Raw genomic sequence first — 19,719 nt, forward strand, 5'->3', positions numbered from 1 at the left:
CCAGTATGGCTGTAAATCCCTACTTTGAACTATTTGAGACGATACCAAGCTATGGCGAAAAATTAGTGACACTAACCGGGAGCAATTACCGGAAACCCATGAGATGGGGTCCATCCCGATACGAATGACGGACTGTTTTGGGCTGTTCCAGGCCCTGTTGGGTGAGATGACACAACTGCAAGGAGCGGCTTAATGGCAGAGGATAGCAAGTCTGACCGGGTGAAGTTTGTCTACAATGCTCAGTTTCCTTCGTCCACGGCGGTGGTGTTGGACTATCTAATCAATAACGATGCCTTCACCAGTCGACAGGGTCGGCAGCGGGCGATGGATGCGATCACGGCATTTTATCGTCCGCTGGCGGAGGAGGAGCGGGGGAAAATGAGTGAGGAGCAGGTGCAGGCAGTGGCCGGTGTCTGTGTGGAGCAGTTGGTGAAGCAGATTGATACTTTGTGCGATCGCTACCAGCTTCCCAATCCCATCACCAGCCGAGCTAGAACCGCGTCCATCTCTGGCGACAGATTAGAAAGCATCCTGGAATCCGGCTTTCAGACGATTGCTGACGCCATTCGGGGCAGTGGATTATCGGTGGATAGTCCGCTGCCTATGTCTCCTCCTCTAGAGCAGGGTGTCCTCATGGATGGCAGTGAGCTGGGCGACCTTGATGACGTAGACTTCGGTGCGCCTGAAGTTGATGATGTGGTTAGTTGAGTGATGACACTGTGAGTGATCTTCCCAAGCCTAAAGAGACGAAAACTGAAGCAGGAAAAGCGGTCCGTCAAACCTATCTGGAGGTGAGCCGTCGGGTGATTGGGGAACCGGAGATTGACTATACCGAGCTCTATCAGCGTTTTACTCAGAATGACTGGGCTGCTATTAAGCTAGATGATTCAGTAGCGTTGGCAGCACTGAAGTCTGGGAAACCAGCGAAAGAGGTTTGTCTGATGTTGCTCCAGGGACCTTATGTGCAGCATCAAGTGCATGTGAAACAGGTGGCAACCATGACCATGACTCGCTATGCGAAATCGACGGTGCGCGAGGCGATGGGACAGCTGCAGGGACGTCAACGGGTAGTACCCGTGCAGAAACATACTGAATCAGAGATGGAACGTTAAATCACGTTTTCGTGTTTTGGTGAAGATGTTGGGTCAGTTCGTAGTGTTGAACCTTGTAACCAATACCATTTATAACAATCTCTTTCGCGAGATATTTTTTCAGATAAATCCTATGATGGCTGAGAGTCTACGAAACTTTGCTGTAATATCGGCTCTTGTTAGAAGCGTTACATCCTCTTGAAACCTTACTCTAATAATGCGTGTAGCCAGTTCGGCTTTTGTTATGTCTCTTAGCCCTGCTGCATTCTCCAGAATTAGGGCATGAGAGTTGGAATGGAGCATGTAGCATAAGACTGTGGCGAACGTCGATCTGTATCGTTAGCAATCAGTTCAACTTGGCTAGAGGAATTGGTATACCAGGTGTTGACCTCTATAAGAGAGATAAAATCATCCGTAGGGGCATAACCTTGTGTTTGCCCAGTAGTTGTAGGATTGTTGCGAAAGGCGGAGAGATTGCGGGTATCGGTCCAGGTGAGATCGCGATTCATCATCGCTACTGGATTTTCAGACATGCCGCCTCGTCCTGTGACCATAAAGGTATTGCCATTGCTAGCCGCGCATCCCTGGGCGACCTGGTTACTTGAGTCAGCCAGACCCGTTGGCAGTTCGACTAATCCTGAACTGGGGTCCAGACTAAAATCATTGATAGTCACAGTGCCACTGACACCAAATTCAGAACTGGCGGTGATATCACTTTCTGGGGTCACTTGGGGCCGAAATTCCAGACCAAAAATCCCGTCGGTGGTGATTTGAATATTGCCGCCAGCCCCCTGAACGGCATTGGCAACAATATCGCTGTTCTCAGAGGGGACCGCTGCGATAAAGCGGGCATCGATATTGATATTGCCACCGGTAGAGGTCCCCTGGGCATTGGTGGTAATATTGCTGCCATGACGCAACACCAGCGTATCCGTGGCTTGCAAGTAAATATTCCCCTGACCGCCACCATTGACCTCGGCGCTCAGACTCCCGCCATTATCGAGAAAGATGGTGCGGGCATTGGCGTTAAGATTACCCGCATTGCCTGAACCCGTATTGCTGACGGTCACTTGAGCCCCATCGCGGACCTGGAGGCTATCTGACTCAATGTTAACTGACCCAGCATTAAAACTAGAGTTCGCCGAGGCTGTAATAGAACTGGGTAGAGATTCTCCATTGACTAACGATGGAGAAATACCCTGAACATCTATGCTGTTAACAGTTAAGTTGACACTGCCTGCGGTCCCTTGACCCGAGCTGGCAGATGAAAGTTGACCACCATCGAAGAGCCGTAGACGGTCAGCCGTTAGATTAACATTTCCACCCAGTCCGATGGCATTGCTACCGACAGCGACCGTAATGCCCCCAGGCAAAAGGGTAGTCACATCCACTTGGGGGTCACTGACAGTCACCTCTGTTGCTTGGATAGAGATATTTCCAGCTTGGCCTATACCTGCCAAATTGCTCCGAATTGACCCTCCATTATAAAGTTGTAACCGCCCAACATCGATCGCAATGTCTCCAGCCTGTCCTTCTGTAAACAGCTCAATTCCTGTACCTACTCCAGATAGCGTACCTGAAGGTGTGGCTCCTGAGATTTCAAAGCTCTCAGTTGCTCGAATCGAAATATCCCCCGTTGTGCCTGTCAGAGAAACGGTAGGGTTCAAACTTACTAAAGATGTACTAATTAATCCACCATCTTGTAAACGGATGCGATCTGCTTCGACGGTGATGTTACCACTTTCGTTATTCGTGCCAGCGAAGAGGGTTGTCGAAATAGCCGTTGGTGTGACTGCCAAACCACCATTAACTCCAACTAATTCAATATCTGAAGCGTGCACGAAGACATCTCCTGATCGGGAGTTATCACCATTGGAGGAAGATAGGAGTCCTGCTCCATTTCTTAAGCGTAAGCGTCCATTTTCAACCCTCACACTCACATCCCCAGCACGTCCGAACGCTGGAGGCCCAAAAAAGGCACCGACAGAAGTTTCAATCCCTGGGAAAATTTGGCCTGGTAAAGAAACCCCCAACAGGTCAACAAATTCTGTGGTTTGGACGGTGATACCTTGTCCTTGCCCAGCAAAAGTAAGCGACCTGATGGTTGAGCCCTCCTGTACTGTTAGACCGCGTCCACGAATGTTAATTGCCCCCCCATTGGCTCCACTGGCATCGATAGAGGAAACCTGACTAAGGGTGACATTGCCCCATGTTGGCGAAGTGGATGAGCTGGCTAATTGCCAATTGCCAGTCGTCGGTATATTCACAGTGCCATTCTGCAGGGCCCACACTTCCACATGACCATCGGGCACAGAAATGTTGGCCCCATTATTGAAATTGATTTGTCCCCCAACCATTGCCAGGGTTTGATTTGAGGCTACAGCAAAATTCGAAGTAGGCGCAGGGAAACCGGGAGTGGCGGGTACCTGGACTGTGATGGGTCCCGCATTCGTACCCAATTGCAGACCGATCGGCGCACTCACAGTCAAAAGCGGGGCAATGGCTGTATCCGTAGCACTGAACTGAATGTCATTGGGGAAGAGCAGACTATCCGCAGTCGTTGTCGTGAGGGAGCCGCCAATATTCAAACTGGCATTGGGACCAAACAGAATTCCAGATGGGTTTAGCAAAAACAAATTAGCCGTGCCATTCGTCTGCAGCGCCCCGTCAATATGGGATGCTGTGCCCCCGGTTACCCGTGCAAAGATATTCTCAACCGTGGCAACATTGTCAAACGCGGCGGACCCACCCGTCGGCACTGAAAACTGACTGAAACTATGGTAAAGATTGTTGCCAGCACTGGCTCCACCGGTGATTGTGTAGTTGGGAGCACCCGTGACAGTAGTGGACAAGCTCCCATCAGAAACAACCTGAGCCCTGGCATCCTTCACACCGATCATCATCCCCAATCCCAGACTTAACAAGAGGATGCCCGACTGAACTTTCATCACAATAATCCCAAGCCATCAGTCTATAGTGTGCCCTGGCATACATTTGAGGTAACTCGATCCGTGAGCACAAGATAACCAGGAATAGCAAAAAGAAATAGCAAAAGGAGAGTTACGAATCATTAAAACTGGTCTGTGTGAAATCACCCATTTCTCATATTGATTTTGGTTGTTATTCCACTCTCAATTCCACTCTCATATTAATAAAATCAAACTGCGCAATTGTGCTGAATTTATCATAGAGTGCGGCATCCCAAATTCATGTTTTTGTTGGAATTGGGTACTCTTCAGATTAATGTTCTACAAATTTGATGAGAACGGCTGTTATCCCCAGCATGATAATGGTGTGCTTTAGTCAATCAATATCAACAATTTTAGATGTAGACTGCCTTTTAATTTGCATTCCTTCAACTCATGCCCAAACGGTTACTGCAGATCCCACCATAGACACCCAAGTAACCAGTGGTGGTTAATTTTATACAAGCCTACTTTATTGAACAAAAATCCATGATTTTCCAACGAAGGCAATACCGGATTCCTGGTTCTCGTTGGCCCCATATTATCCTGGGGCTACTCAGTAGTTTACTGGTTTTGACCACCCAGCCTGTTCAGGCAATAGCGCCCTCAGATGTGGTTCCTGTGACAATGGCTGCTAGCTCAAACACTGCCATTGATGAAGGTCGAGCACTCTACGCAGCCGGTCACTTTTCTGAGGCAGCTACAACCTGGCAAGCTGCTACTCAAGCTTACGCCAGTGATAAAGATTACCTCAATCAGGCCTTGAGCCTCAGTTATCTCTCCCTGGCCTATCAAGCTTTAAATCAGTGGGAGCAAGCCCAACAGGCAACTGCCCAAAGTCTCGATATTTTACAGTCTTCAGGCATGGAAACCGAGGCAATTGTCTGGGCTCAAGCTCTTAACACTCAAGCGAGTTTGCAATTACACATGGGGCAGGCTGAAGCTGCTCTGGAAACCTGGGAAAATGCGCAGACATTTTATCAGCAGGCTGGCGATACACTGGGTGCCTTGGGTAGCCAGATTAACCAAGCCCAGGCTCTACAAAGCCTAGGATTTTATCGCCGCTCAAGACAGCAACTGGAGTCGATTTACCAGCAGCTTGTCGCCTTACCAGATTCGGATCTCAAAGTGAGCGGATTACGGAGTTTGGGAGTGGCTCACCGGGTAATTGGTGATTTGTCCACTAGCCGAGACATTTTGTTGAACAGCGCAGAAATTGCGCAAAATATTAATGCGATTACTGAGCTAAGTACCACCTATTTGAGCTTAGGGATTACGGCAACCGATTGGGGGGACCCGGACGCTGCCTTGTCATTCTTTGAGCAAGCAGAACAAACAGCTCTAAATCCATCGGCTCGACTGCAGGCTCAACTCAGTCGGCTCCGGCTTTATGTGGATTATGCTCCCTGGCAGTCGATTGCTGAGTTGATTCCCCCGATCCATCAACAATTAATGACTTTACAGCCCAGTCGTACAGCCGTTTATGGAGCCGTCAACTTTGTCGCTAGTTTAGCCAAGGTTGAGCCTCAAAAACAACCGCTATCTGCCCAGAGCCAGGGTAAGCTTCTGGCCCAGGCTGTCCAGTCAGCTCGCATGCTAAGAGATGGTCAAGCTGAAGCCTATGCCTTACAGCAGTGGGGCAAGCTCTATGAAAAGAATGGTCAATGGAGTGAGGCTTTGGAACTGACTCAAAAATCACTAACCACTGCTCGTGCGCACCAGGCTAATGACATTGTTGCCCAATCGGCCTGGCAGCTGGGGCGCGTGCTTAAAAAGCAGGGCCAAAAGCAGGCTGCGATCTCAGCTTACACAGAAGCCGTCAATGCCCTGCAAACCTTGCGAGGAGATCTTGTTGCCATCAATCCAGATGCTCAGTTCTCATATCGCGAGAGTGTCGAACCAGTTTATCGTGAGTTTGTGGCTCTCTTATTAGAGGGCAGTCCTAACCAAACTGATTTAGAACAAGCTAGGGAAGTTATTGAGGCTCTGCAGCTAGCGGAACTTGATAACTTCTTTCGGGAAGCTTGTCTGGATGTTGAGGCCCAACAGATTGATCAAGTGGATTCACAGGCAGCAGTTATTTACCCAATCATTCTGCCCGATCATTTAGCCGTTGTTCTCTCAACTCCAGGACAACCATTACGCTATCATGCTATTCCCGTATCCTCGACGGTGGTAGAAGAAACCTTGCGAGAGTTGCTGACCTACCTTCACCCAGCGCTAGATAACGCTAAGCGATTAGAGCTTTCTCAACAGGTTTATGACTGGCTGATCCTGCCACAAGCAGATACATTGGAAAAAACTCAAACACTGGTATTTGTGCTGGATGGTTTGCTACGCAATGTACCTGTATCTGCCCTCCATGATGGAGAACATTACTTAATTGAAAAACATGCTGTTGCCCTATCACCAGGTCTGCAACTGATGGCGTCACAAACACTCGGTTCAATTACGCCTGAGGCAATTGTTGGCGGTATCAGTGAGGCTCGTAATGGCTTTAGTGCCCTACCGGCTGTCGCGTCGGAAGTGACCGATATTAGCAAAACAATGTCAGCTAATACCTTACTTAATCAGGAGTTCACCAGTGAAGCTCTGGCCGATACCGTTAGCAATAGCCCATCAAATCTTGTTCATTTAGCTACCCATGGCCAGTTTAGTTCCAGGCTCGAAGATACATTTTTGTTGACTTGGGAAGGACGCTTGTCCGTTAGGGAATTATCTGAAATGTTGCAAAGCCACGAAAATCATCAAGGCCATGCTATTGAACTGCTTGTACTCAGTGCCTGTGATACGGCAGCAGGAGATGACCGAGCGGTGTTGGGGCTGGCTGGTTTGGCTGTTAAGTCAGGGGCACGCTCCACGATTGCCACCCTGTGGCCCGTCAAAGATCAGGCTGCTGCCCTCCTAATGACTGATTTTTATCAACAGCTCCAGGTCCCTGGCATCAGCAAAGCTGAAGCCTTGCGTAGGGCACAGCTAACCTTACTCTCAAATCCCACCTACAGTGATCCTTTCTTTTGGTCCACCTACACCCTTGTTGGCAACTGGTTATAGTGATAACACTGACAAAATTGGTATAAAAATACGGGAAAATACTCTGTTACCTACTGTACAGGATACCTAGGATTGAGTTGAGGGCTTCAGCAAAATTCCTGAGTTTAGGTTTTGAAACAAAATTCCCCCCTTTCTTCAGAGTTCTTGAATCCCTGCTTGATACTTCGAAAACGTATCAAATGTCACTTGCTTCAATTTTTGGAGACATGTTATGAAACGAAAATGGTTTACGAGTATCTGGGGTGCAGTAATCCTGGTGATCGGAACCGCATGGACTCAATTTGGGATGGCCCATGCGATTTCCTTTACCCCCTCTCCCAATAATTCCGCTCCCCGTCAAGCAACGGGTGGTGCCTCGCGAGGTAGCTTTTTTGTTCCATCCTCTGATCGTTCGGCTCCCCGTCAGGCAACTGGGGGGGCTTCACGCAGTGGTCTTTTTGTTCCACCTTCTGATAGTTCGGCTCCCCGTCAGGCAACGGGTGGTGGGACAAGGGGTGGTTTCTTTACACCACCACCGGATACCTCTGCCCCCCATTCAGCAGCCGGGGGAGCTTCGCGAGGCAGCTTCTTTACACCGCCAAAAGATTATGTAGCACCGCAACAAACTGCAGGAGCTGCATCCCGTACCAATACCTATGGCAGCTATACTGACGAAAATGGTGGGGCTGCCCAAATGATGGCCTTGATGCCAGAGAGCTTCTATGGCACCACTCTATCAGCTCACCCCAGAATTTTGGTGTATTTACCCGCATCCTCAGCACAGGAGGCCATTTTTACCCTTAAGAATGAAGATAGAAATCTGGTTTACCAAATGTCAGTGCCTGTATCGGGAGAGGGTGGGGTAATTGCTGTCCAATTACCGGGAGATTCTCCTGAACTAGTGGTTGGTCAAAACTACCAATGGTATTTTGCTCTCAAACTGAATGGTGTGATCAACACAACCAGTCCCTTTGTAGATGGTTGGATTCAGCGCATTGATCCCAATGATGAACTGGCCCATACCCTTGAACAGGGTAGTACGTTAGAAAATATTGCAGCGTTGGGTTCCCAGGGGATTTGGTATGACACTGTTGCAAAGCTAGCCACTTTGCATACAACCCAACCTGATGAGACTATTGTAGGACATTGGAAAGAATTGTTGGAGTCCGTTGGTTTAATGGAAATTTCGACAGCTCCCATTACTGTTAACTAACAGATTAGAAACTGGGCAGACATTCAAACTCTGTCCATTTCCGTTCTCATTTTACTGATTTTTTCTTACTAATAGATCTCTTTGATTAGGGTAGAATTTCGCTTTAAAGCAATAGCTATTTTTGCTACCTAAAATTTGAACGGGAATCCCTATCTAAAAACATCTAAAAGTAACCGTCCCTGGCGTTTAACGAAATTTGGTCGTTTCAGCGATTTTGATGGTCAATTATGGATTTTCAAAAGGCTGAAACCTTATTAAATTCGTTGAGGTTTTAGTCGTTTTCAAGTTCCTGGGACGGTTACATCTAAAACGATGTTTCATCGTATTGGAAACAATCTATGTTGCCCCGACTCAGTTCTCTAATCCGTCAGAAGCAAAGCATTTTCATCATTTTGCCAGCAGTGTCAATAGCTGTTGTTGTGGGCAATTGGTTAGGCGTATTCAACTTATTGGAATGGCAGCTTCGAGATGCATTCTTTCGGCTTCGACCAGCTGAAGCAGTAGAGGACTCAGTCGTTATTGTCACCATTAATGAGGCTGATATTAAACGTGTTGGTGATTGGCCCATTACGGATCAAACCCTGACTGAGGTACTAACGAAAATCCAGACATATCAGCCTCGGGTTGTAGGCATAGATCTCTATCGAGATCTACCAGAAGAGCCAGGATATGAGCAATTAGTTAATCTTTTCAACACAATGCCTAACCTAATTGGTGTTGAAAAGATTATCAACAACCGGATCGCTCCTCCCCCAGTCTTGGATACATTAGGAAAAGTGGGTTTAGCCGATCTGGTTTTAGATGCTGATCGAACCATCCGCCGTGGCTTGTTAACCGCTGAAGATAGCAAAGACAGCAGCCTCAAAGCTGGGTTAGCCACCCGAGTCGCACTGCAATATCTAGAGGCCGAAGGCATTACGCTAGAGCCAATTGATGCGGACCAACAAAAATTTCAGCTCGGTCAGGCCGTTTTTACCCCAATGGCTCGCAGAGAAGCTGGCTACCCTGAAATCGATTTGGGAGGGTATCAAATTCTCATGAATTGGCGAGGCCCCATCTCTGCATTTCCGACAGTCACTATGAGTGAGGTATTGTCTGGTCAGGTTTCACCAGAACTAATGCGCGATCGTATTGTTTTGATCGGTTCGATTGCCAGCAGTACCAATGATTTTTTTGAAACTCCCTATAGTCATGCATGGTTTACTGCACAAAGCCCTACTCCTGGAGTTATAGTTCATGCTAACATCGCCAGTCAGTTGATTCGGAGTGCCCTCGATGGACGCACAAACCTGAGGGGGTTTTCCAATCTCTGGCAGGGTATCTGGATCGGGGTATGGGTCCTGCTTGGTTCAGGCGGTAGTTGGCTACTAGAAACCCCAGGGAACTCAAAACGGAACATATTGGTCGGCCGGGTCTTTTGGCCTACGTTAGGGGCTGCAGTCACCCTGACTGGAGGAGCCTATCTGATTTTTTTAGGGGGGGTATTGATACCGGTAGTACCACCATTAGTGGCTTTAACAGTAAGTGTTGTAGCCACGACCAATGCTAAAAAACAAAAATATCTGGAAGACACCAATATTCAGCTTGCTGTTGTCAACCGCCAGCTGGAAGATGCCAATAATCAGCTTCTGGATTACTCTAAAAATCTAGAGACTAAAGTGGAAACACGCACCCAAGAACTCGCAAAGGCGAAACAGGCTGCCGATGCTGCCAACCAGGCAAAAAGCGAATTCTTAGCCAATATGAGTCACGAACTGCGTACACCCCTCAACGGAATTTTAGGCTATGCCCAAATTTTAGACCGTTCCAAAACTCTTGCTGATAAAGAACGAAAAGACATTAACGTGATTTATCAGTGTGGATCTCATTTACTAACATTAATTAATGACATTCTAGATCTTTCAAAAATTGAAGCCCGCAAGCTGGAATTGCAACCTGCTGATTTCAACCTTTTCAGATTCCTTGGCAGTGTTTCTGAAATTTTTCGGCTACAAGCTGAGGAAAAGGACATTACTTTTTCCCTTGAAGTCAGTCAAAATCTTCCTCAGGTTATCCACGCTGACGAAAAGCGACTGCGTCAGATCTTAACTAATCTCTTAGGAAACGCTGTCAAATTCACCGATCAAGGGAACGTTATCTTTCGTATAAATCCAGTAGAAACGATCCTCGCCTCAGACACTGAGACTTTGCAAGTGATCCGTTTTCAAATTGAGGATACGGGGGTGGGCATGACTTCCGAACAACTAGATACTATCTTTTTACCCTTTGAGCAAGTAGGTGAGATTCATCGCAAATCTAAAGGTACGGGACTGGGGCTCGCTATTACCCAAAGGATTGTCAACATCATGGAAGGGACAATTACGGTGGATAGTCATTTAGGTGAAGGCAGTATCTTCTCAATTGAGCTGCCAATACTTTCTGGTCTCACTTTGCCTCCTACTCCGCAGTCACAAGCTCAGCAGATTGTTGGCATTAAAATAGGGCAGCCTGTGGTCTTGATTGTTGACAACAATCAAGCAAGTCGTATGGCTGTAGAAAGTTTATTAAAACCTATCGGCTTCCGGGTGATTGAGGCCGATAATGGAGAAGTGGGGCTAACCCAAGCAGCTACTTATCAGCCTGACTTTGTGATCACGGAATTAGATCTCCCCGACATGGATGCTTTAGTACTGTTACGACAGCTCCGTGCTCAACAGCCAGAGGTTGTGATCGCAGTTTCTAGCACCTACGTTTTTGATACTGATCGGCACAAGAGTTTAGCTGCAGGAGCGAATGACTTCCTTCCCAAACCCCTTCAGGTGGAAGAATTATTTAGGGTTTTACAACATAATCTCAAGCTGGAGTGGATCTATAACGCGGATGAGATCCATCCTTCCCGTTCCATAGATCTACGTAATGCAGAACAACTTGACACCACCTCATCTCCACAACTTAAGAACCCTTCGTCAATGGCTAGTTCTAAAATCTTGCCTCCTTCCAGAGAAATGCTTGAACAGCTCTATCACTTATCCATGATGGGGGATCTTAACAGGATGAAGGGTATCTTAGAAGCACTAGAGGGAAAAAATACGCAGTTAATACCTTTTACAACAGAATTGAGGCAGCTAATTGATAGGTTTCAAACTAAGAAAAGTCGAGAATTTATTCAATCTTTTATAACATCAGAAGTATGAGAGATCCTATGGCTGAATTACCCAGAATCTTGTTAGTGGATGATAATCCCACCAACTTACAGATACTGTCTGAAGCAATTCAGCAGGCTGGTTGGACAACGCTATTTGCCACCGATGGTGAAAGTGCTATCGAGCAAGCAGTATATTCTCCTCCAGACCTTATCTTATTAGATGTGATGATGCCTGGTATCAATGGATTTGGAGTTTGCCAAAGATTAAAGGCCAATATCCATACTCAATCAATTCCTATTATTTTCATGACCGCTCTATCGGAGACAGTTGATAAAGTTCAAGGTTTACAGCTGGGAGCAGTCGATTATATTACCAAGCCATTTCAGCAGGATGAAGTTTTGGCTCGTGTTAATTTGCATCTTAAAATATATCATCTCCAACAAAAGCTAGAAACTCAAAACACCTTACTGAATCAGGAAATCAGAGAAAAAAATATAGCTGAAGCTCAGTTACACCAGCTAAACCAGGAACTAGAAAATCGAGTAGAAGTCAGAACCGCCGAACTTACTGAAGCTCTTCAAACAATTCAGCGCACTCAGGTGCAATTGGTTCAAAGTGAAAAGATGTCATCCCTCGGACAAATGGTCGCTGGTGTTGCCCATGAAATCAATAATCCAGTAAATTTTATTTATGGGAATCTTAGGCCTGCTAAAGAATACTTTCAGGAATTGTTAGCTTTAATAAGCCATTATCAACAAGAATATTCAAGTCCTTCTCAAGCACTACAGAACCATATCAATGAGATTGAGCTTGATTTTTTGCAAAAAGATCTTTTGAAGCTGCTTGACTCCCTTTACATAGGAGCTGATCGCATTCGTCAAATTGTCTTATCTCTAAGAAACTTCTCTCGGCTTGATGAAGCTGATATAAAAACAGTTGACATTCATGAAGGTATTGATAGCACCCTTCTAATTTTACACCATCGTCTAAAGGCTAGTCATAACAGACCTGCCATTGAAATTAAGAAGCAATATGGCGATATACCAATGGTTGAATGTTATCCCAGTCAACTTAACCAGGTATTTATGAACATTCTGGCAAATGCGATTGATGCGATTGAGGAATATAACCAACAGAGAACAATAGAAGATATCCAAATCAACCCTAGCAAAATTCGGATTTTAACTGAGGTATGTAATAATGATCGGGTAATGATTCACATTACCGATAATGGCCCTGGTATACTAGAAAAAATTCGAGAAAAATTGTTTAATCCCTTTTTTACGACGAAACCTGTCGGTAAAGGTACTGGTTTAGGATTGTCCATTAGTCAGCAGATTGTTGTTAAAAAACATGGCGGTACAATAACTTGTGATTCTACGCTGGGTCAGGATACAACCTTTACGATTGATTTACCGACACGGTTACTGGTTCCGCCTGATGGGATGATTCAGCCAAAACGCTTGTAATGCAAGGGATATAGCTATTTTAGGAGAATATCAATGAAATCCTTGCTCTGCAGGTATTTCAGCCATTGTTTCCATTACGCGGAACCAGCACCCAAATTATCTCCAGTTGTTATAAAAGTGTCGTTCCCTCACTCTTTTGGATCTTAAGCGGCTTGGAGATACGCCAGCCTCAATACCCCCATAGTCATCTCCCTCTTTATGCCGAGATTGCTTAGGAGTAAGAATTCTATAAGTTCCAGACTTACAAAAGTAGCTAAGATAGCAAGACAGCGTTCTCATTATTGCTATGGTAGCCGCATATCCCGAGGAAATAGGGATACAACTGCAGCGCTATTATCACTCGCTGTCAGAAAAGGATCGTCGCCGATATGCGGGCATTGAAGCATTGAAACTAGGGCATGGTGGTATCAGTTACATGAGCCGTCTGCTGGTTCGTCGTGCGGGGGATGGGAGAAAATCGTCATTCGAGGTATTCGACAACCTGGATGACGCCTTTTTAAGAGTGATTGCACCGCATACAGCGGGTTCGCCGATGGATGAGCAGATTAAATGGACAAATCTGAGTCGTCCTAAAATTGCTGAATTGCTCGCAGAAGAAGGTATCAGCCCAGTCATCATTTTCTCTCAATACTCTCAAGGACATGAGCTGTTCAGCCTTCTCAACCGTCCACCAAGCCCCCGCAATATCGAGTCTCTCCAAAATGACATAGCGATGAGCACTTTCAATTTCTCCTGAGCCAATGGGCAACTCAGCGGTAATGGCCCCTTGATAGTCTTTGTGATTTCATTGCAAAAACTCACTTTGTGGCGGCCTATTTTATTAATTAGTTTAGACTTGAGAGTCTTGATATCTCATCCGTAAATAAGCGGAATAATGGCTATTTGATAGATAGATAGATAGATAAGTAGAATCGCGGATGCTTTTATAGGAGGGCTCCTGGGCAGAATTGTTACTGAGCCATCAAAGCCTAGGATGCTAAAAAGTATGTCCTCCATGCCGGTCATTACCAATCTAGATAGAAGAATCCAACACAGCAAAGAACGTCAGTTTACTGGGATTCTATCGATTCAGGCTGAAGGAAGGATTCCCTGGCATCTGTACTTCTTGGTTGGTCAGGTTGTTTGGGCAACTACGAAAACTCACTCAAGACGCCGCTGGCATAGGCAGCTTCTCAGGTATTGTCCAGAGCTAATGCCACAAAACAATAACCTGGAACAAATCTTGTCTTACCATTCACTGGCCAAATTAGTGATGCGAAAGAAATTTGGTCGAGAGCCGTTTTCTAAGCTAGTAGTGGGATGCATTTCAGAAATTTTGTTTGACATTATTCAACAAGAAACCCTAAATTTTCGAACATCTAGAAAGCTATTTGCCTATAAAGAGGTTCCTCGTGATGCGGCCAAATTCCCGTGTATTGGTTTACAGCATGTTCAGCTCTGGAAACAAGTACAACAGGACTGGCAAACGTGGGAACAGTCAAATCTGATTGATATTTTTCCTAACCAGGCCCCTGTTATTGTCGATTCACAAAAATTACGGGAACGTACATCTTTAGCCATGTTTCGAACCCTGACTGGTTTGATAGATGGCCAACAAACGCTTCGAAATTTGGCTTTGAGAGTTAAACAGCCGTTGGTCCCCTTAACGTTGTCACTGATGCCCCATGTGCGCAGTGAATTTATTCGTATGGTAGATGTGGGTGATCTGGAGATCGATGCGGTTATTATGGGATCGCATAATCAGCCTCGTTCTCATGTTGCTACTCACTCTCAGATAACGTCTAGTGCCTCGGTTGCTCCAAAAACTCCGCCGCTGACACAACCCTCTGCCAATGGTCCTACGGTGCTTTATATCGACGATAGCCCGGCGGATAGTGCGACAATGGCTCAAATTATTCAAGCTGCCGGATATCGCTACATTAATATTGCCGATCCGCTACAGGCCTTACCCCAATTATTAGAAATTAAGCCTCAGCTAATTTTTCTTGATTTGGTGATGCCGGTTGCCAATGGCTATGAGCTATGTGCGCAGATTCGTCGGATTTCCGCCTTTCGAGAGACTCCCGTTGTTATTGTTACCAACAATGATGGCATTGCTGATCGAGTCAGGGCAAAAGTAGTGGGAGCTTCTGGTTTTATGGGAAAACCGATTCGACAACAACAAGTTTTAAAGGTGCTCAAAAAATATATCCACAAACGTAAGAAAGTGGCAAGTAAAAATCATAGACCTTCTGAGCTTTCCCCCTCTGTCTGAGGTTTCAATGGTAAAGGTTGGGTCTCATAATTCCGTTCTGCGATAGTGTCGATTTAATTTATCCAAAGGGTTGAGAGTTCTATGGTGACTGCATTAATTGTAGAAGACAGTTTGACAGATAGAGAGCGACTGACCCATTTTCTCCAACAGTCTGGGATCACGGTCGTCGGTGTGGAAAGCAGTGAGGAAGCCCTACTTAAGGTTCAGGCTAAATTACCTGACATGGTTTTTTTAGATGTTGTGCTGCCTGGTCAAAGTGGGTTTGAGTTCTGTCGAAATCTAAAAACCAATGAGCAAACTCAAGATATTCCTGTGGTTATCTGCTCTACTAAAAGCACAGAGGCAGATAAGCTTTGGGGGTCTATGCTAGGAGCCGATGCATATCTCAGTAAGCCTGTGGATCAGCAACAACTTGTTGCAACACTGCAACAGATGATGGATTAGGGAGACTTAGGGATGACATCTACCAGCAATATACAATACTCCCCCCAAGAACTGCTCTCGCTACAAGCTGATCCACTTGGGCTGTCCCCTATGCCTGAGGATACCCGTCAGCGGTTTCTTCGATTTAAACTTTTTGGGGGAAACGGAGTATTGTTGCCATTACAAGATATTACAGAAGTAAAGCAGTTAGCTACGACAGATATTTTGCCTGTTCCAGAATTCCCGAGTTCGATCCTGGGAGTATGTAATTGGCGTGGTGAGATTCTTTGGTTAGTTGACTTAAATGCTTTGCTAGATGATCGTCCTCTATGGACTCAGGTCCCTCTGCTGGATCAGCCAATGGTTATTGTGGTGCAATCGGCACAGCAGTCGATGGGTTTAGTTGTAGAGCAGGTGGATGATATAGAGCTGATTGCACCTGAATCAATTCATGTACAAACCGACGATCTCTGTTCACCCACATTGGCTCCCTATGTGACAGGGTATCTTCCAGATCATCAAGGAATAGTTCTAGATCCAGTTGCGATGGTGGGAGCCCTACTCCAGGGGCCGCCCTAGGTTTTCTCTGGTCTTGCCGAGTTAATGGCCGATTTTATGATTGCTGATTTGATTTACTGAGGGTCTTCCATGTCAAACGTTGCTAATACCAGTCCAGATAAACAGTCTAAAGATCTTGAAAATTCCTTCGACCTAGATTTTCTGGACGATGCTGAGTTGGATGCAGCTGAATTGGCAATTCCTGCTGCTGGCGGAACACTCTACGATCAATCTTCCCATGGGGAGAAAGAGCCTCTGGAAAGGGTTGCTAATACAGTGCCTCCCCTGCCCTTGACAGGAGAGGCTGTTTTGTTTTCTCCTAGTCCAAGGAAACGACCGTTTGCGATCGCAAACGCCATGGCCCAAGCTACGGATCTAGAAAACCTCTATCAAATTACCGTTACTGAGCTGCGCAAGCAGTTTGCCATCGATCGAGCCTTAGTTTTTCAATTTCAATCTGCTACCCATGGCACTGTCATCGCCGAGACCCTTACCCCTGGCTATCGACCGGTCCTGGGGCAGGCATTAGATGCTCTAGCCTTTGGTGCAACGACCACTCAACACTATCAGCAACAAGCAGTTGTCAGCATTAATAATATTGCGGAAGACGCTGTTACCCCCTACCAGGTACAACTTTTTCAGCACCTGCAAGTACAGGCTAGTCTGAGTCTCCCCCTCTTTTTAGACGATCAGCTATGGGGTTTATTGGTCATTCAAACTTGTACAGCCCCTCGCCAGTGGAACGATGCTGAGATTACTTTACTTGATCGGGTCGGCACCGAACTCATGCTCAAACTTCAGCCATTACGGTTTCAATCCGAACGACAGTTGCTGGCTAGCATGAGTGAGAAGCTCCGGCAGTCGTCTGATCAGGAAACCATCTTTCGGCATGTCACTCGTAGCCTTAAAACGCTGCTCAATGTTGATCGTGTAGCCATTTGTCAGTTTCGCCAAGACTACAGCCTGAAATTTATCTTTGAATCAAAAGTGGGTCAGGCGGCATCAATAGTCGATGTTGTGTTAGCCGATAGCCATCTACAAACCCATCAGGGAGGAGTCTTTCGACAATTTAAACCATTTGTTGTCCACCATGTCGAGAAAGATCCAGCACTTACTCCTTGCCATGTCGAGACCTTAATGGATTTTGACATCAAAGCTTGTGCTATTGTTGCCATTTATCAAGGACAGAAGCTTTGGGGGTTGCTAGGAGCCTATCAGCACAGGGGGGCTCGATACTGGGATCGCAATGATGTCAACCTGCTAACTCAGCTGGGCGATCTGGTGGGAGTCAGTCTGCATCAGACAGAACTCGTAGCAGAAACGGCCAGAGCCTCCGAAAACCAAGAGGCTTTACCTGACATCATTAATAAAATTAGCAATACGGCCTATGCCGAAAAGATTTATCAAACCGCTGTGCAAGAGGTGCAAACTCTCCTAAAGGTTGAGCGTGTTTGTATTTACAAATTTCGTCCAGATTATTTTGGTGACTTTATCTATGAATCTAGCTCTGGTGGGTGGCCATCACTAGTCGGGAGTGCCTGGGAAGATACCTACGTTCAAAAGCATCAAGGCGGTCGATTTCGCAACACAGAGCAACCGTTTTTAGCAGATGATATTTACACAGCCGGGCTGAGTGACTGCCATATTCAAACCTTAGAGCACTTTGGGGTTAAATCCTTCTTAATTGTTGCTATCAGGCAAGGGGGAAAACTTTGGGGACTGCTAAGTGTCTTTCAACAGAGTGGCCCTCGCCATTGGCTAGAGAGTGATGTCAAAATTTTACAAGACATCAGCCGTCAGATGGAAATGAGCCTTAAAGGAGCGGATTATGTTGCCCAGCTGCAAGCACAATCTACCCAAATGACCAAAGCGGCTCAAATTGGCCGATCAGTGTCCGACATTGCTTCGCAGATTTTGCAAGCTCAGGACACTGAGCAGATCTTGATGGTAACTCAACGGGCGGTTCGGCAACTGTTGAAATGCGATCGCGTCGCATTCCATCACTTCAACCCTGACTGGACCACTGAACTAATTTCCCAATCAAATGTGAACCGTCAAGCTCAATCGGACGGGGAGGAAAATCTGTCTGTCCTTTGGCCGAAGACTAATTTGCAGAAAATGCGGGGAGGTCCCTATCGCCACCAAAAATGCTTAGTCGTTAACAATATCTATGCGGCCGACCATGCACCGTTAGAGATTGAAATGCTGGAGGACTTTGGCATTCACGCCTATATGGCCGTCCCCATCTTTAATGAAGGTCAACTCTGGGGAGTGCTGAGTGCCTATCAAAATGAGAGCCCACGGTCATGGGCCGAAGCTGAGATTAATGCCCTGAAACAAATTGGCTTGCAGGTAGGCACGGCCATGCAACAGGCCGATTATCTAAAACGACTGGCCTTAACAACCCAGCAAGAACAATTAATTAGCAAGATTATCGATCGCCTACGTAAAACAATCGATCTACCTCACACTCTGAAAACAGTAGCCCGTGACATCCGTGACATCCTCCAGGCAGATCGAGTAGGGATGTACCAATTTGATCCAGCCACTAACTACAGTGTGGGTGAGTTTGTTGTCGAAGACATTGCTCCAGGCGTACGGTCTGCCATGGCCACTAAGATACAAGATCACTGTTTTGCTGAAGGTCAAGCAGAAAACTATCAAAACGGTCGCAATTGGGTCGTCAATGATGTCAACACCCTTGATTTGCCCAATTGCTTAGTCGAGCTACTGGCTGATCTGCAGGTAAAGGCCAGCTTAGTCATTCCCTTACTCAAGGGTGATATCCTCTGGGGTTTATTTGCGATTCATCAGTGCCATAGTCCTCGCGAATGGAAAGAAACCGAAGTAGAGTTTGCCCGCCGGATTGGAACTCAGCTTAATTTAGCACTACAGCAAGCTGATTATTTAGAGCAGTTGCAGAAAAAAAATATCGCTTTAGAAGCAACAGCAACACGGGAAAAGACATCTAAAGAGCTCTTGCAGCAGCAGGTTATGCGACTGCTAACAGAAGTGCGTCCAGCCTTGGAAGGAGATCTAACGGTTCGTGCTCCTGTGACAGAAACCGAAGTAGGTACCGTTGCCAGTGCCTACAACAATACACTCCAAAGTCTCCAGAAAATTGTTCTAGAAGTACAGCAGGCGGCTAACCAAGTAGATCAGACATCTCAGTTAAGTGAAACCTCAGTTAGCGCTCTAAATACCAAGGCTAAACAGCAGACAAACTCCTTAGAGCAGACCTTAAAGCGGGTCCAGGAGATAATGAGTTTCACTGAAATGGTTGTGAACGATGCCCAGCGGGTAGAAGTTGCTGTACAACAGGCCAATCAGACTGTACAGATCGGAGATACAGCCATGAACCTGACGGTGGATGGCATTATGGCAATTCGTTCCACAGTGGCAGATACCAATCAACGGATAAAACAGCTGAGCGAATCCTCTCAAAAAGTTTCCAAAATTGTTAACTTAATTAGCCATTTCACTACCCAAACCCAGCTACTAGCGATAAATGGTTAGTGTCACTAATTTTTCGCCATAGCTTGGTATCGTCTCAAATAGTTCAAAGTAGGGATTTACAGCCATACTGG

12 protein-coding genes are annotated in these 19,719 nt (G+C 46.2%); 11 read left to right on the top strand and 1 reads right to left on the bottom strand.

Annotation, left to right across the window (positions count from 1 at the left end; all coding sequences use genetic code 11):
• Positions 1–192 precede the first annotated feature (192 nt).
• The gene (locus tag IXB50_RS20980; protein ID WP_215610953.1) at positions 193–708 is read left to right on the top strand and encodes a hypothetical protein; all 516 of its coding nucleotides are present in this window, start codon (positions 193–195) and stop codon (positions 706–708) included.
• Positions 709–719: 11 nt separating this feature from the next.
• Positions 720–1,112 carry a hypothetical protein gene (locus tag IXB50_RS20985; protein WP_215610954.1) on the top strand — a complete coding sequence of 131 codons (393 nt, stop codon included), beginning with the start codon at positions 720–722 and terminating at the stop codon, positions 1,110–1,112.
• A 254-nt stretch (positions 1,113–1,366) separates the two neighbouring features.
• Here the strand turns inward: IXB50_RS20985 and IXB50_RS20990 are convergent, their stop codons facing one another.
• Positions 1,367–4,039 carry a two-partner secretion domain-containing protein gene (locus tag IXB50_RS20990; RefSeq protein WP_246564833.1) on the bottom strand — a complete coding sequence of 891 codons (2,673 nt, stop codon included), beginning with the start codon at positions 4,037–4,039 and terminating at the stop codon, positions 1,367–1,369.
• A 465-nt stretch (positions 4,040–4,504) separates the two neighbouring features.
• Here IXB50_RS20990 and IXB50_RS20995 point away from each other — a divergent pair, with 465 nt between their 5' ends.
• The 9 genes from IXB50_RS20995 to IXB50_RS21035 all read left to right on the top strand — a co-directional run bounded on the left by IXB50_RS20995 (position 4,505) and on the right by IXB50_RS21035 (position 19,648).
• Positions 4,505–7,111, top strand: a complete 2,607-nt coding sequence (locus tag IXB50_RS20995; RefSeq protein WP_326520867.1) for a CHAT domain-containing protein — start codon at positions 4,505–4,507, stop codon at positions 7,109–7,111.
• A 211-nt stretch (positions 7,112–7,322) separates the two neighbouring features.
• On the top strand, positions 7,323–8,303 hold the full coding sequence (locus IXB50_RS21000) for a DUF928 domain-containing protein (protein WP_246564834.1): 981 nt from the start codon (positions 7,323–7,325) through the stop codon (positions 8,301–8,303).
• A 338-nt stretch (positions 8,304–8,641) separates the two neighbouring features.
• The gene (locus IXB50_RS21005; RefSeq protein ID WP_215610955.1) at positions 8,642–11,476 is read left to right on the top strand and encodes a CHASE2 domain-containing protein; all 2,835 of its coding nucleotides are present in this window, start codon (positions 8,642–8,644) and stop codon (positions 11,474–11,476) included.
• An 8-nt stretch (positions 11,477–11,484) separates the two neighbouring features.
• Positions 11,485–12,897, top strand: coding sequence for a hybrid sensor histidine kinase/response regulator (locus tag IXB50_RS21010; RefSeq protein WP_215610956.1), 1,413 nt, complete (start codon positions 11,485–11,487; stop codon positions 12,895–12,897).
• Positions 12,898–13,183: 286 nt separating this feature from the next.
• Positions 13,184–13,633 carry a hypothetical protein gene (locus tag IXB50_RS22915; RefSeq protein WP_215610957.1) on the top strand — a complete coding sequence of 150 codons (450 nt, stop codon included), beginning with the start codon at positions 13,184–13,186 and terminating at the stop codon, positions 13,631–13,633.
• A gap of 249 nt (positions 13,634–13,882) precedes the next feature.
• Positions 13,883–15,151 (top strand): response regulator, encoded by a 1,269-nt coding sequence (locus IXB50_RS22335; protein WP_246564835.1) that lies wholly within the window; start codon positions 13,883–13,885, stop codon positions 15,149–15,151.
• An 81-nt stretch (positions 15,152–15,232) separates the two neighbouring features.
• On the top strand, positions 15,233–15,595 hold the full coding sequence (locus IXB50_RS21025) for a response regulator transcription factor (protein WP_215610958.1): 363 nt from the start codon (positions 15,233–15,235) through the stop codon (positions 15,593–15,595).
• 12 nt (positions 15,596–15,607) lie between these two features.
• Positions 15,608–16,153 (top strand): chemotaxis protein CheW, encoded by a 546-nt coding sequence (locus tag IXB50_RS21030; RefSeq protein WP_215610959.1) that lies wholly within the window; start codon positions 15,608–15,610, stop codon positions 16,151–16,153.
• Between the two features lie 69 nt (positions 16,154–16,222).
• Positions 16,223–19,648, top strand: a complete 3,426-nt coding sequence (locus IXB50_RS21035) for a GAF domain-containing protein (RefSeq protein ID WP_246564836.1) — start codon at positions 16,223–16,225, stop codon at positions 19,646–19,648.
• Positions 19,649–19,719: the final 71 nt, after the last annotated feature.

This window comes from Leptothoe spongobia TAU-MAC 1115 (assembly GCF_018739885.1).
Taxonomy (GTDB): Bacteria; Cyanobacteriota; Cyanobacteriia; order Phormidesmidales; family Phormidesmidaceae; genus Leptothoe; species Leptothoe spongobia.

Coding starts and splice junctions, on each gene's coding strand:
- IXB50_RS20980 (WP_215610953.1), top strand. CDS start 193: ATGGCAGAGGATAGCAAGTCTGACCGGGTGAAGTTTGTCTACAATGCT.
- IXB50_RS20990 (WP_246564833.1), bottom strand. CDS start 4,039: ATGAAAGTTCAGTCGGGCATCCTCTTGTTAAGTCTGGGATTGGGGATG.
- IXB50_RS21000 (WP_246564834.1), top strand. CDS start 7,323: ATGAAACGAAAATGGTTTACGAGTATCTGGGGTGCAGTAATCCTGGTG.
- IXB50_RS21005 (WP_215610955.1), top strand. CDS start 8,642: ATGTTGCCCCGACTCAGTTCTCTAATCCGTCAGAAGCAAAGCATTTTC.
- IXB50_RS21010 (WP_215610956.1), top strand. CDS start 11,485: ATGGCTGAATTACCCAGAATCTTGTTAGTGGATGATAATCCCACCAAC.
- IXB50_RS22915 (WP_215610957.1), top strand. CDS start 13,184: ATGGTAGCCGCATATCCCGAGGAAATAGGGATACAACTGCAGCGCTAT.
- IXB50_RS22335 (WP_246564835.1), top strand. CDS start 13,883: ATGTCCTCCATGCCGGTCATTACCAATCTAGATAGAAGAATCCAACAC.
- IXB50_RS21025 (WP_215610958.1), top strand. CDS start 15,233: ATGGTGACTGCATTAATTGTAGAAGACAGTTTGACAGATAGAGAGCGA.
- IXB50_RS21030 (WP_215610959.1), top strand. CDS start 15,608: ATGACATCTACCAGCAATATACAATACTCCCCCCAAGAACTGCTCTCG.
- IXB50_RS21035 (WP_246564836.1), top strand. CDS start 16,223: ATGTCAAACGTTGCTAATACCAGTCCAGATAAACAGTCTAAAGATCTT.